Here is a 12,644-nt window from a genome sequence, read left to right as displayed (position 1 = left end):
GAGGAATACCATTCATGGTTTACATTGATCCAAAACATTTGGAATTAGAAGACCGCGTTGTTGCAATCAACCGTGTAACAAAAGTTGTTAAAGGTGGACGTCGTCTACGCTTTGCTGCTTTAGTTGTTGTCGGTGATAAAAACGGACACGTAGGTTTCGGTACTGGTAAAGCTCAAGAAGTACCAGAAGCAATCCGTAAAGCAATTGAAGATGCGAAGAAAAACTTAGTTGAAGTACCAATGGTCGGTTCAACAATCCCACACGAAGTTATCGGTACTTTTAGTGGTGGTAGAATCCTAATGAAACCTGCTGTAGAAGGTTCTGGGGTTGCTGCTGGTGGACCAGTTCGTGCCGTATTAGAATTAGCAGGGGTAGCTGATATCACTTCTAAATCATTAGGCTCAAATACACCAATCAACGTTGTTCGTGCAACTGTTGAAGGTTTGAAACAATTGAAACGTGCTGAAGAAGTTGCAGAACTTCGTGGCAAATCAGTTGAAGAAATTATCGGATAAGGAGGACAAAAATAATGGCTGAATTAAAAGTTACTTTAAAACGCAGTATTATCGGACGTCCTCAAAACCAACGTGACACTGTTAAAGCGTTGGGTCTTACAAAGATTAACAGTTCAGTGGTTAAGCCTTCTAATGAAGCTATTAAAGGTATGATCAATACTGTTTCTCACCTAGTGGACGTTGAAGAAGTCTAATAATTAAGAACTAGATTATTTAAGGAGGTGCCAAACCTATGAAACTTCATGAATTAAAACCTGCAGAGGGTTCACGCCAAGTACGCAATCGCGTTGGTCGTGGTACTTCATCTGGTAACGGAAAAACTTCTGGACGCGGACAAAAAGGTCAAAAAGCTCGTTCAGGCGGTGGTGTACGTTTAGGATTCGAAGGTGGACAAACTCCATTATTCCGTCGTTTACCAAAACGCGGATTTACTAACGTAAATCGTAAAGAATATGCTGTCATCAACTTAGATATTTTGAACCGTTTTGAAGATGGTGCAGAAGTAACACCTGTTGCTTTAGTTGAAGCTGGAATCGTTAAAAACGAAAAAGCTGGGATTAAAGTATTAGCTAACGGTGAATTAACTAAAAAATTAACTGTTAAAGCAGCTAAATTCTCGAAAGCAGCTCAAGACGCTATTGAAGCGGCTGGTGGTTCAATCGAGGTGATCTAATGTTTAAACTATTAAAAGATGCTTTTAAAGTAAGAGACATTCGATCTAAAATTTTCTTTACTGTATTTGTACTATTTGTTTTCCGTCTGGGTGCCCATATTACGGTACCAGGCGTGAATGCTAGTACATTACAAAATCTTTCTTCTTTACCATTTTTCAACATGTTGAACTTGGTAAGTGGTAGTGCAATGCAAAACTTTTCTATTTTCTCAATGGGGGTCTCGCCATACATTACTGCTTCAATCGTCATTCAATTATTACAAATGGACATTGTTCCTCGTTTTGTTGAATGGTCGAAGCAAGGAGAAGTTGGACGTAAGAAATTAAATCAAGCTACTCGCTATTTAACATTAGTTTTGGCTTTTGTTCAATCAGTAGGGATTACTGCTGGATTTAATCAATACGCTCAATTAGGCTTTGTAAGCAATCCAAACGTGTCTACATATGTAACGATAGGTTTAATTTTAACTGCCGGTACAATGTTTGTTACATGGTTAGGAGAGCAAATTACAGAAAAGGGAATCGGAAACGGCGTTTCAATGATTATTTTCGCAGGTATCATTTCTCGATTACCTGATAGTATCAAAGAAATTTACGAAGATTACTTTGTAAATATTGATTCTTCTGATATTTGGAAATCTGCAATTTTTATTGCCGTTTTACTTATCGCGGTTTTATTGATCGTGACATTTGTAACATTTTTCCAACAAGCTGAACGCAAGATTCCAATTCAATATACGAAGCGTGTAGCAGGTGCACCAACAAGTAGTTATTTACCATTAAAAGTAAATGCTGCTGGTGTTATTCCGGTTATTTTCGCTAGTTCGTTTATTGCTACTCCTAATGCTGTTTTACAAGCATTAAGTGGTAGATTTGGGTCTGAAAATTGGTATAAAATCATGATGCAAATTTTCAATTATAATACGGTGCCTGGTGCAACGATTTATACTGTTTTGATTATTGCATTTACATTTTTCTACGCTTTTGTCCAAGTTAACCCTGAGAAATTAGCGGAGAACTTACAAAAACAAGGAAGTTATATACCTAGCGTGCGCCCTGGTAAGGGGACTGAGGAGTATGTCTCAAGCTTATTAATGAGATTGAGTACAGTTGGTGCAATCTTCCTTGGACTTGTGGCTTTATTACCAATTATCGCTCAGATGATTTGGGATTTACCACAATCGATTGGGTTAGGTGGTACAAGCTTACTGATTGTTATTGGTGTAGCTTTAGAAACTGCAAAACAGTTAGAAGGCTTAATGCTGAAACGCAAGTATGTTGGCTTTATCGAATAAGTAAGAAAGCGTGTTGAGGTTCTTTCCTCAACACACGTTCTCACATTTATTAGGAGGGAAAGCAATGAACCTCATTTTAATGGGGCTGCCAGGTGCGGGAAAAGGAACACAAGCTGAAAAAATCATTGATGCTTATGGTATTCCTCATATCTCAACTGGAGACATGTTTCGTGCGGCTATCCAAAATGAAACAGCTCTAGGCTTGGAAGCAAAGTCTTATATGGATAAAGGTGCATTAGTTCCTGATGAAGTAACAAATGGAATCGTGAAAGAGCGCCTAGCAGAACCTGATACAGAGAAAGGCTTTTTATTAGATGGCTTTCCTCGTACAATCGAGCAGGCTGAAGCTCTAGACGTAATGCTAAAAGATTTAAATAAAAAAATTGATGCTGTCATTGATATCCATGTTGGTGAAGAAGTTTTGGTTGAGCGATTAGCTGGCCGTTTCATCTGCAGCAATTGTGGAGCAACTTATCACAAAATTTTCAATCCTACAAAAATTGAAGATACATGTGATCGTTGTGGGGGGCATGAATTCTATCAAAGAGAAGATGATAAACCTGAGACGGTTAAAAATCGTCTGGCTATCAACATCAAAAATAGTGAACCAATCCTTGCTTTTTATAAAGATCACGGTTTGCTTCATACTATTGATGGTGATCGTGAAATCGATGCTGTGTTTACTGATGTACAAAAAATCATTGAAAAATAGCATGATTGCCCGTAGCCAACTTGCTTTATGCAGTTACTCTTGTAAAGTTCAATAAATTATGATAGAATATGTCAGTCCGACTTCTAGAGATTCCTCTAGATGATCCATTTTGAGAATTTTGAGGTGGGAACTGCAGTTTCCGCCATTTTATCGTGTGAAAATGCGAAACAAGTACAAGGAGGTACTGTGCGTGGCAAAAGAAGATATGATTGAAGTCGAAGGTACAGTCGTCGAAACTTTGCCGAATGCAATGTTTAAAGTTGAACTAGAAAACGGACACCAAGTTCTTGCTACTGTTTCAGGTAAAATTCGTATGCATTATATCCGTATCTTACCTGGTGACAAAGTAACGGTTGAATTGTCTCCATACGATTTAAGCCGTGGCCGTATCACTTATCGCTTTAAATAATTGTACTCCGTAAAACTACAGGAGGTATTATCATGAAAGTAAGACCATCAGTAAAACCAATGTGTGAACATTGTAAAGTAATTCGTCGTAAAGGACGCGTTATGGTGATTTGCCCAGCAAATCCAAAACATAAACAACGTCAAGGATAATTGGAGGTGTAACAAGTATGGCTCGTATTGCAGGAGTAGATATTCCTCGTGATAAACGTGTAGTAGTTTCACTTACTTATATCTATGGTATTGGTAACACTACTGCTCAAAAAATCTTGGCTGATGCTGGTGTATCTGAAGATGTTCGTGTTCGTGATTTAACGAATGAACAAACAGATGCTATCCGTGCTGAAGTTGACAAATTAAAAGTTGAAGGTGACCTTCGTCGTGAAGTAAACTTAAACATCAAACGTTTGATGGAAATCGGTTCATACCGTGGTATCCGTCACCGTCGTGGTTTGCCAGTTCGTGGACAAAACACAAAAAACAATGCACGTACTCGTAAAGGTCCAGCTCGTTCTATCGCTGGCAAGAAAAAATAATTCTTAAGTGAAGGAGGTTAGAACTTCATGGCAGCAAAAAAAGTGAATCGTAAACGCCGTGTGAAAAAGAATGTAGAAGCAGGGATTGCACATATCCACTCTACTTTCAACAACACAATCATCATGATCACTGATACTCACGGAAATGCATTAGCGTGGTCATCAGCTGGTTCATTAGGTTTCAAAGGAAGCAAAAAATCAACTCCTTTTGCCGCTCAAATGGCAGCAGAAACTGCTACTAAAGCAGCAATGGAACACGGATTAAAAACTGTTGAAGTAACAGTTAAAGGACCTGGTTCTGGACGTGAAGCAGCAATTCGTTCATTACAAGCAACAGGTTTAGAAGTGACTGCAATTCGTGACGTGACTCCAGTTCCTCATAATGGTGCCCGCCCTCCAAAACGCCGTCGTGTTTAATGAGTGCCGCTCATTTTGAGTTTCTATAGTAACGTCATTGAACAAGACACTTTTCGTTTTGAAAGGGGTAAAGATAAGAATGATTGAGTTCGAAAAACCAAGAATCGCAAAAATTGATGAAGAAAAAGATTATGGCAAGTTCATCGTTGAACCTCTTGAAAGAGGGTATGGGACTACTTTAGGGAATTCCCTACGTCGTATTTTATTATCTTCTTTGCCAGGTGCTGCCATCACTAATATTCAAATCGATGGTGTACTGCATGAATTCTCTACTATTAAAGGTGTTAGAGAAGACGTCACTCAAATCATCTTGAACATTAAAGGCTTAGCGCTTAAAATGTATGGCCAAGAAGAAAAAACCCTTGAAATCGATATTACCGGACCTGCTACAGTAACTGCTGGCGATATTATCGTTGATAGTGATGTAGAGATTCTGAACAAAGATATGTATATCTGTAGTGTCTCTGAAGGAGCTACGTTCCATGCTCGCTTAACTGTGAAACCTGGACGTGGTTATGTTCAAGCAGATGAAAATAAAAAAGAAGATATGCCAATCGGTGTTCTTCCAGTCGATTCAATCTACACACCAGTTCGTCGTGTAAACTACCAAGTAGAAAACACACGTGTTGGACACCGTGAAGATTTTGATAAATTGACGATGGAGATTTGGACAGATGGTTCGATTGAACCATTGGAAGCAATGAGTTTATCTGCGAAAATCATGACGGAACATTTAGATATTTTTGTGAACTTAACTGATGAAGCAAAAAATGCTGAAATCATGGTCGAAAAAGAAGAAACACAAAAAGAAAAAATGTTAGAAATGACAATTGAAGAATTAGACTTATCTGTTCGCTCTTATAATTGTTTGAAACGTGCAGGAATTAATACTGTACAAGAACTTACGAATAAATCTGAGCCAGAAATGATTAAAGTCCGTAACTTGGGTCGTAAATCATTGGAAGAAGTTAAGGCAAAATTGCATGACTTAGGTTTAGGTTTACGTAAAGAAGATTAAAACCTTTTACGAAGGAGGGAAACCAACGTGAGTTATCGTAAACTAGGACGCACATCTAGCCAACGTAAAGCGATGTTGCGTGATTTAACAACTGATTTATTAATCAACGAACGTATTGTGACAACTGAAGCTCGTGCGAAAGAAGTTCGCTCAACTGCAGAAAAAATGATCACTTTAGGTAAGCGTGGAGATTTGCATGCTCGTCGTCAAGCGGCTACTTTTGTACGTAATGAAGTTGCTAGCGTGCGCGAAGAAAACGAAGACATCGTTATTGAATCAGCTTTACAAAAATTATTCAATGACATTGCACCTCGTTATGCAGAACGTCAAGGTGGCTACACTCGTATCTTGAAAACAGAACCAAGACGCGGTGATGGTGCACCAATGGTTATCTTAGAACTTGTCTAAAATCACACTAATAACATCACTTTATAGATGATTCTTTTAGAGTGTTATGATGTTGGAGCTTTGCTCCGAGTCTAGCTCAGCGCTACTCCCCAAGTTTTTAGCTTGGGGAGTATGCACTCATCATAAAGTGTTTTTTTGTACCTTCAATTAACTGTCTTGACACGTTTGATTGAAGGTACAAAAAAACATTTTATTCAAACAATAAATAATTGAAAATTTAGTTTTTTTTTGATAGTGTTAGAAAGAACTTTAGGATGAAGAAGGAGTAAGCATGGAGCCAATTATTGATTTGAAACATATAAATTACACATATCAGCCTGATGACCTTCGACCAGCATTAAAAGATGTCTCATTTACAATTAACAAAGGAGAATGGGTTGCAATTATTGGGCACAATGGTTCTGGAAAATCGACTCTTGCTAAAACGATTAATGGTTTGATTTTACCAGAATCTGGTACAGTAGCAGTAGAACAGCAAACACTTAACGAAGAAAATATTTGGACGATTCGGCAAATGGTTGGAATGGTGTTTCAAAATCCAGATAATCAATTTGTTGGTTCAACTGTGGAAGATGATGTTGCTTTTGGCTTGGAAAATCAAGGTATTCCTCGCGAAGAAATGCTCGTACGTGTAAAAGATGCGTTAGAAAAAGTTCGTATGAGCGAATTTGCAACTCGAGAACCCGCTCGCTTATCTGGTGGACAAAAACAACGTGTAGCAATTGCTGGTGTAGTTGCTTTACGACCAGATATTATTATTTTAGATGAAGCAACTAGCATGCTTGATCCTGAAGGTCGAGAAGAAGTTATTTCAACTATCAAAAAAATTAAAGAAGAAAGTCAATTAACTGTCATTTCTATTACACATGATATTGACGAAGCTGCAAATGCAAATCGTATTTTAGTCATGCGTGAAGGAGAACTAGTTGGCGAAGGGACACCGGAAGAAATATTTTCTGCTGGTCCAGATTTGATTCGTCTGGGATTAGACTTACCATTTCCAGAAAAGTTAAAAAGCGCGTTAAAAGAGCGTGGGATAGATGTTCCTGATGAATATATGACAGAAGAAAGGATGGTGAATTGGTTATGGACATCCATTTTGAGAAAGTAAACTTTACTTATCAACCAAATACACCATTTGAACAAAGAGCATTATTTGACATTGATCTGTTAATCAAAGAAGGAAGTTATACTGCTTTGGTCGGGCACACAGGAAGTGGAAAGTCGACATTATTACAACACTTGAATGCTTTGGTTAAACCAACCAGTGGTTTTGTACAAATTGGTGATCGAAAAATAACTCCGGAAACTGATAACAAGAATCTAAAACCAATTCGTAAAAAAGTGGGCATTGTGTTCCAGTTTCCAGAAGCGCAATTATTTGAAGAAACAGTTGCTAGAGATATCGCATTTGGACCAAAAAACTTTGGTGTAGGGGAAGAAGAAGCTTTAGAAATTGCTAAGGCAGCATTGATTCAAGTTGGCTTAGATGAAACATATTTGAATCGATCACCTTTTGAACTATCTGGTGGACAAATGCGTCGGGTTGCTATTGCAGGAGTTCTTGCAATGAAACCTGAAGTGTTAGTTTTAGATGAACCAACTGCAGGGTTGGATCCTCAAGGAAGAAAAGAAATGATGGAGATGTTTTGGCGGCTTCATAAAGAACAAAATATTACTATTGTATTGGTTACTCACTTAATGGATGATGTGGCTAACTATGCTGACTTTGTTTATGTTTTAGAAAAAGGGAAAATCGTTAAGAATGGTGAACCGAGAGAAGTCTTTCAAGATTTAAATTGGTTAAAAGAAAAACAATTAGGTGTGCCTACTGCAACGGAATTTGCTGAATTATTGAGTGAAAAAGGAATTAGAATGTCTGAAATACCTTTAACAGCTGAGGAATTAGCAGACGAAATTGTACGTTTGTCTGGGGGAATTGCTCATGATGAATAAATTGATTTTCGGACGGTACATGCCAGGGGATTCATTCATTCACAGATTAGACCCTCGAGCAAAGTTATTAGCTAGTTTTTATTTTATTGGGATTATTTTTTTAGCAAATAATTGGCAAACATATCTTCTTCTAGCGGTGTTTACTTTATTCGCTGTTTCATTATCAAAAGTGGACATGAAATTTTTCATTCGTGGCATTCGCCCATTGATTTGGTTAATTTTATTTACTGTAGCACTACAAGTTTTATTTACAAGTGGTGGCGAAGTTTATTGGCATTGGGGAATTTTTAATATCACCCAATATGGTGTATTGAATGGCATTTTCATTTTTTGCCGATTTGTTTTGATTATTTTTATGTCAACATTACTTACTTTGACAACCCCACCTTTAGAATTATCTGATGCAATTGAATATTTATTGCGTCCGCTAAAAGTTGTTCGTTTTCCCGTCCATGAAATCTCACTGATGTTGTCTATTGCATTACGTTTTGTGCCAACATTGATGGATGAGACAGAAAAAATTATGAATGCGCAACGTGCACGTGGTGTTGATTTCGGTGAAGGTAACTTAGTTCAAAAAATGAAGGCCATTATTCCTTTATTGATTCCTTTATTTGTAAGTAGCTTTAATCGAGCGGAAGATTTAGCAACTGCTATGGAGGCACGAGGTTATCGAGGCGGTGAAGGGCGTACGAAGTATCGGATGCTTCATTGGCACAACCAAGATACGATGGTTATGGGCGCTTTTGCTCTATTAACAGTCATTTTAGTGGTATTACGTGGTTGATAAAAATTAGTAAATTGATTATTATATGAAAAAAGAGAGGCGCCGTGACGATGTCACAGCCTCTTTTTTATGGAAAGATAAGGAGAGAAAAAATGGTACGTTACAAAGCAATCATTGCGTACGATGGTACAAATTTTCATGGTTTTCAAAAGCAACCAAATGGTCGAACTGTTCAAGATGAGTTGGAAAAAACATTAAAAAAAATGGCGAATGGACAAACTATTACTGTTTTTGGTTCTGGTCGAACAGATTCTGGTGTTCATGCAGTTGGACAAGTTATTCACTTTGATTATCCGCAAGAACGGCCTTTAGAACGTATGCGATTTGCTTTGGATACTCAATCGCCAGAAGATATTGCAGTTAAAGAAGTGGAACTTGTTGCGGAAGATTTTCATGCGCGCTATATGGTTCATGAAAAAACGTATCAATTTCGAGTAGATATCGGCAAGCCGAGAAGTCCGTTCCGTCGACATTACGCGAGTTATTACCCTTATCCATTAGATTTGAAGAAGATTGAACGAGCTTTGCCAGACTTGCTTGGTACGCATGACTTTACTTCGTTTTGTGCTGCAGGTAGTTCAATTGAAGATAAAACACGGACAATTTATGAAGCAACAATGCAAGTAAATGATACAGGAGATGAATTGTTGTTTACATTTAGAGGAAACGGGTTTCTGTACAAAATGATTCGTATTTTGGTGGGTACTTTATTGAAAATTGGGAATGGTCGTATACCGGAAGATGCAATTCCAGAAATTATCGAAAAAAAAGATCGTAATTTAGCAGGTCCAACGGCATATCCAGAGGGTTTATACTTGTATGAGGTGAAATATAAATAAATAGTATGATACTTCGTTAAATAGCCATTAGAGTGCAAAAAAGCACACCAACTACTTTAGTTGGAGTGCTTTTTTCGTCTAAAACATTTAATTGAGGGAATCTGTGCCGTCTAAAATTCTTTTTCGACTTAAAAGATAAGAATACAGAGCAAAAAGTAAGATGCAAATGACGAATAGCATACTGCCAAGCTTAAATCCTTTTGGTAAGTAACTAAAAGTAATTGTGTGTTTGCCTTTTGGAACTTTGATCATTACAAAAGCATCTTGGAAGCTTTCAATAGTTACAGCTTTTCCGTCAACTTTTGCTTGCCAACCTTCATCATAAGGAATGGTTGTCACAAGCATGCTGTCTTGGTTTGAATTGACTGTGCCAGTTGCTTTGTGACCTGAAGTGGTCAGATCAACACCTTTATTTTTAATCTGATTCATAGCAGCTTGATAGGCAATAATATTTAGTCCAAGAACTTCTGGTTCCATGAAGCTCACTTCTTTTGTTCCATAAAAACTAGTTGTAAAAGTTACTGTAGTATCAGTAGGATAGTAGCCTAAATCATAATATTGACCAGAGATATTAATTTGAGTTTGTCTTGAAGTTCCATTTACTGTAATAGTTGCACTAGAGCTTTCCAACTGGGCATAATTTGTTGGGAATAAGCTTAAATAAGCCTGTGTATTTGCAGGAACTTGGACTTCCCAAGTCAATTCTTTTGCTTGATTGTCGGTTATTTCAGAATAAGTGACACCAGTTGTTGTATTAGTGATTTTCGTATTTGTTTGTTTTTTCAATGTAGGTTTGTAGAACGAGTAATACTCTTCTTGTAAACCGGAAAGTTCATTGATTAAGTTTGTCTGACTCGTTAAATTATCAGTTGCTGGTTGTTCGATATCATCGACTGTCAATGGAGCAGTGAAAGCAAGAGGTAGAGCATTGATATTTTCATATAGTGTGTAATCACCACTTTGTCCAACTTGATTGAAGCCGTATTTGCTGAAAGTATTTCCATTTTTGCTGATGTTATATTTAATACCAGTAAATCCATCCATTAGCAATGTATTATTTGCATAACGGATATTTAAATTGGTACCGCGAGAACGAAAGCCAAGTCGGTCAAGATAAGAAGAAGAGTTACGATTACGGATTGAAGAAAACATACTGATGCCACTATAACCATAGTTTAATGAATCATTGGCAGAAACAGGATCTAAATTTTCTAACCGATAAAATGTGTCAGATTCTTTCTTAGTTTTTTGGACTAACTCTTGAATATTTGGATAAGGATCTGTAAATAAACTGCGTGAAGCATAGTTCCAATCATCTAAAATGCCGTGAATCATGCTATTCGTATTGACTACTGCCTCAGAAGACATTAGAAGCAATAATAAAATACTTAAATGTTTCATAGGAATCTTTTTGAGTTGGAAAAATCCAACAGCAATCGCATAAAGAATCAAAAAGACGATTGTTAAAATAAAGGATGTTGACGTTACATATGTGTAGCTTTCAGCTGGTTTAAGCGCCCAAGAAATGGAGAAGATGGCAGCTAATATGAGTGTGATACCAACAAAAAGTCCGTGATCGTTCTGTTCTAACTTTTCCCAACCATAACCGGCAAGCAAAATGACCAGAAAAGAAAACAAGTAGGCATAGCGGAATAAGAACATATTAGGTGCGTGCATCCCGTGCCAGAATAAATTTAAGGGGACAAGATAGAAACTTGCAATTAAAATTATGAACAAACTTCCAAACAAAAGTTTATTTTTTAATTTGATTTTTCGACTAACAAAGTAAAAAATACAAAGAACTAGTGGAAACAATCCCGCGTAGACAAATGGAATCGATCCGTATTTCGTTGTGTCATAGACACCGATCATGTTTTTCATCGCTAAATCCAAGAAGGAAGTTGCTTCCGTTTTTAAGGTAGTTATTTGGCTCAGTTCCTCACCATTAGATCGTAAATCAATTATAGCGGGTAAGATGATAATCATTGATGCACCACCAGCTAATAACGAAGTAATCCCGTAAGGTAGAATAGTTTTTTTGTATTTGGACCAATTGGTAAAAAGTCTCGCTAAGAAATAAAGAAAAGAGAAAACGCCAATCATGAAGCCCATATAAAAGCTAGATAAAAATAATAATAAGTAGCTAACAAATAAAACAAGAGGCTTTTTCAAATCCATCACGCGATGAATACCTAAAATGATTAGCGGTAGATAGACGAAAGCATCTAACCACATAATGATTTCTGAGTGTGCTGTGATAAAAGAAATCAACGCATAACTGATACTAAGTGCCACTTGGCCCCAGTGTGGGATTTTAAATGTTCTTCCTAAAAACCAAAAAGCTAAACCCGCACTAGCTACTTTGATCAAAGTTAAAAAGTAAAGTGCATCAGGCATGTACTGATTTGGAAAAAGGAAGACTAAGGGTGTAAAAATTCCTCCAAGATAGTAGGAGATTAGGGATAAATAGTTTAATCCCAATGAAGCATTCCATGTATAGAAAATACTTTGTTTTCCTAAAAGCATATTTCGGAAGCTGGCATGGAAATTCGAAAATTGTGAGAATGCATCACTTGCTAAAATACTTCTGCTACTACCAGGATAAATTCCGATGCTTAAATAAATAAGTGCCAGAATAATTAGTGGAATGAAAAAGCTAGCAACCATATATGGCCAATTTTCTTTGAAGAATAGTTTGTAATTTTTTTTCATTTTATTTTTCACCAAATTTCTATTAAGTTGTTTTAAGTTTATCATACTCAGGTTTTTCTCCACCAAAAAAGAGCACAATTTTCATGAAAAAATAAAAAAATGAAATAAATAACACTGGTAAGTTTAAAAAACCTAGGAATTTATGATCTGATAAAAAATAAATTAATCGAATTTTTGTTAATTTTACAAGGTTTAACCTATTGACAGCATTTGAATATAAGCGTATATTTTAGATGTAAAAAAAACATATATTACTCATTTGCGTTTAGAAGCAAGTGGCACATAAAAAAGAACTTAGAACAGCTATCTCAATGGATAATTGCTCTAAGTTCTTTTTCTTTCCTAGATGTTTTTAGTTGATATCATAGTAT

The 12,644-nt window shown here is 36.7% G+C and carries 16 protein-coding genes; 15 read left to right on the top strand and 1 reads right to left on the bottom strand.

What is annotated here, in order from left to right; translation table 11 throughout:
• Window positions 1-14 precede the first annotated feature (14 nt).
• The 15 genes from rpsE to truA all read left to right on the top strand — a co-directional run bounded on the left by rpsE (window position 15) and on the right by truA (window position 9,561).
• Entirely contained in the window at window positions 15-515 is a 501-nt protein-coding gene (gene rpsE / locus DOK81_RS02410) for a 30S ribosomal protein S5 (RefSeq protein WP_067483528.1), read from the top strand.
• A 14-nt stretch (window positions 516-529) separates the two neighbouring features.
• Window positions 530-709: a 50S ribosomal protein L30 gene (gene rpmD / locus DOK81_RS02405; protein WP_002290455.1), complete on the top strand. Its 180-nt coding sequence runs from the start codon at window positions 530-532 to the stop codon at window positions 707-709.
• A 38-nt stretch (window positions 710-747) separates the two neighbouring features.
• The gene (gene rplO / locus DOK81_RS02400) at window positions 748-1,188 is read left to right on the top strand and encodes a 50S ribosomal protein L15 (RefSeq protein ID WP_206907752.1); all 441 of its coding nucleotides are present in this window, start codon (window positions 748-750) and stop codon (window positions 1,186-1,188) included.
• Complete coding sequence (gene secY, locus DOK81_RS02395; RefSeq protein ID WP_206907751.1) at window positions 1,188-2,483, top strand: preprotein translocase subunit SecY; 1,296 nt, start codon at window positions 1,188-1,190, stop codon at window positions 2,481-2,483. The genes rplO and secY overlap by 1 nt, the downstream gene beginning before the upstream one ends.
• A 64-nt stretch (window positions 2,484-2,547) precedes the next feature.
• On the top strand, window positions 2,548-3,195 hold the full coding sequence (locus DOK81_RS02390) for an adenylate kinase (protein ID WP_206907750.1): 648 nt from the start codon (window positions 2,548-2,550) through the stop codon (window positions 3,193-3,195).
• Window positions 3,196-3,385: 190 nt separating this feature from the next.
• The gene (gene infA / locus DOK81_RS02385; RefSeq protein WP_010767960.1) at window positions 3,386-3,604 is read left to right on the top strand and encodes a translation initiation factor IF-1; all 219 of its coding nucleotides are present in this window, start codon (window positions 3,386-3,388) and stop codon (window positions 3,602-3,604) included.
• Between the two features lie 32 nt (window positions 3,605-3,636).
• A complete protein-coding gene (gene rpmJ, locus DOK81_RS02380) occupies window positions 3,637-3,753 on the top strand; it encodes a 50S ribosomal protein L36 (protein ID WP_002288710.1) in 117 nt (38 codons plus the stop codon).
• Window positions 3,754-3,770: 17 nt separating this feature from the next.
• The gene (gene rpsM, locus DOK81_RS02375) at window positions 3,771-4,136 is read left to right on the top strand and encodes a 30S ribosomal protein S13 (protein WP_067483520.1); all 366 of its coding nucleotides are present in this window, start codon (window positions 3,771-3,773) and stop codon (window positions 4,134-4,136) included.
• 27 nt (window positions 4,137-4,163) lie between these two features.
• Window positions 4,164-4,553, top strand: a complete 390-nt coding sequence (gene rpsK, locus DOK81_RS02370) for a 30S ribosomal protein S11 (RefSeq protein WP_067483518.1) — start codon at window positions 4,164-4,166, stop codon at window positions 4,551-4,553.
• 79 nt (window positions 4,554-4,632) lie between these two features.
• A complete protein-coding gene (locus tag DOK81_RS02365) occupies window positions 4,633-5,571 on the top strand; it encodes a DNA-directed RNA polymerase subunit alpha (protein WP_002288715.1) in 939 nt (312 codons plus the stop codon).
• Window positions 5,572-5,598: 27 nt separating this feature from the next.
• Window positions 5,599-5,979, top strand: coding sequence for a 50S ribosomal protein L17 (gene rplQ / locus DOK81_RS02360; RefSeq protein WP_067483516.1), 381 nt, complete (start codon window positions 5,599-5,601; stop codon window positions 5,977-5,979).
• A 271-nt stretch (window positions 5,980-6,250) separates the two neighbouring features.
• Window positions 6,251-7,090 (top strand): energy-coupling factor ABC transporter ATP-binding protein, encoded by an 840-nt coding sequence (locus tag DOK81_RS02355; protein ID WP_206907749.1) that lies wholly within the window; start codon window positions 6,251-6,253, stop codon window positions 7,088-7,090.
• On the top strand, window positions 7,066-7,935 hold the full coding sequence (locus DOK81_RS02350) for an energy-coupling factor ABC transporter ATP-binding protein (RefSeq protein ID WP_206907747.1): 870 nt from the start codon (window positions 7,066-7,068) through the stop codon (window positions 7,933-7,935). The genes DOK81_RS02355 and DOK81_RS02350 overlap by 25 nt, the downstream gene beginning before the upstream one ends.
• Entirely contained in the window at window positions 7,925-8,722 is a 798-nt protein-coding gene (locus tag DOK81_RS02345) for an energy-coupling factor transporter transmembrane protein EcfT (RefSeq protein ID WP_206907745.1), read from the top strand. The genes DOK81_RS02350 and DOK81_RS02345 overlap by 11 nt, the downstream gene beginning before the upstream one ends.
• 92 nt (window positions 8,723-8,814) lie before the next feature.
• A complete protein-coding gene (gene truA, locus DOK81_RS02340; RefSeq protein ID WP_206907743.1) occupies window positions 8,815-9,561 on the top strand; it encodes a tRNA pseudouridine(38-40) synthase TruA in 747 nt (248 codons plus the stop codon).
• An 87-nt stretch (window positions 9,562-9,648) separates the two neighbouring features.
• On the opposite strand, the gene DOK81_RS02335 is transcribed toward truA, so the two are convergent.
• Entirely contained in the window at window positions 9,649-12,273 is a 2,625-nt protein-coding gene (locus DOK81_RS02335) for a YfhO family protein (protein ID WP_206907742.1), read from the bottom strand.
• Window positions 12,274-12,644: the final 371 nt, after the last annotated feature.

This window comes from Enterococcus sp. DIV0660C, assembly GCF_017316125.1.
Lineage (GTDB): Bacteria > Bacillota > Bacilli > Lactobacillales > Enterococcaceae > Enterococcus_B.
This window is presented reverse-complemented; position numbering and strand designations above follow the sequence as displayed.

Coding starts and splice junctions, on each gene's coding strand:
- rpsE (WP_067483528.1), top strand. CDS start 15: ATGGTTTACATTGATCCAAAACATTTGGAATTAGAAGACCGCGTTGTT.
- rpmD (WP_002290455.1), top strand. CDS start 530: ATGGCTGAATTAAAAGTTACTTTAAAACGCAGTATTATCGGACGTCCT.
- rplO (WP_206907752.1), top strand. CDS start 748: ATGAAACTTCATGAATTAAAACCTGCAGAGGGTTCACGCCAAGTACGC.
- secY (WP_206907751.1), top strand. CDS start 1,188: ATGTTTAAACTATTAAAAGATGCTTTTAAAGTAAGAGACATTCGATCT.
- DOK81_RS02390 (WP_206907750.1), top strand. CDS start 2,548: ATGAACCTCATTTTAATGGGGCTGCCAGGTGCGGGAAAAGGAACACAA.
- rpmJ (WP_002288710.1), top strand. CDS start 3,637: ATGAAAGTAAGACCATCAGTAAAACCAATGTGTGAACATTGTAAAGTA.
- rpsM (WP_067483520.1), top strand. CDS start 3,771: ATGGCTCGTATTGCAGGAGTAGATATTCCTCGTGATAAACGTGTAGTA.
- rpsK (WP_067483518.1), top strand. CDS start 4,164: ATGGCAGCAAAAAAAGTGAATCGTAAACGCCGTGTGAAAAAGAATGTA.
- DOK81_RS02365 (WP_002288715.1), top strand. CDS start 4,633: ATGATTGAGTTCGAAAAACCAAGAATCGCAAAAATTGATGAAGAAAAA.
- DOK81_RS02355 (WP_206907749.1), top strand. CDS start 6,251: ATGGAGCCAATTATTGATTTGAAACATATAAATTACACATATCAGCCT.
- DOK81_RS02350 (WP_206907747.1), top strand. CDS start 7,066: ATGGACATCCATTTTGAGAAAGTAAACTTTACTTATCAACCAAATACA.
- DOK81_RS02345 (WP_206907745.1), top strand. CDS start 7,925: ATGATGAATAAATTGATTTTCGGACGGTACATGCCAGGGGATTCATTC.
- truA (WP_206907743.1), top strand. CDS start 8,815: ATGGTACGTTACAAAGCAATCATTGCGTACGATGGTACAAATTTTCAT.
- DOK81_RS02335 (WP_206907742.1), bottom strand. CDS start 12,273: ATGAAAAAAAATTACAAACTATTCTTCAAAGAAAATTGGCCATATATG.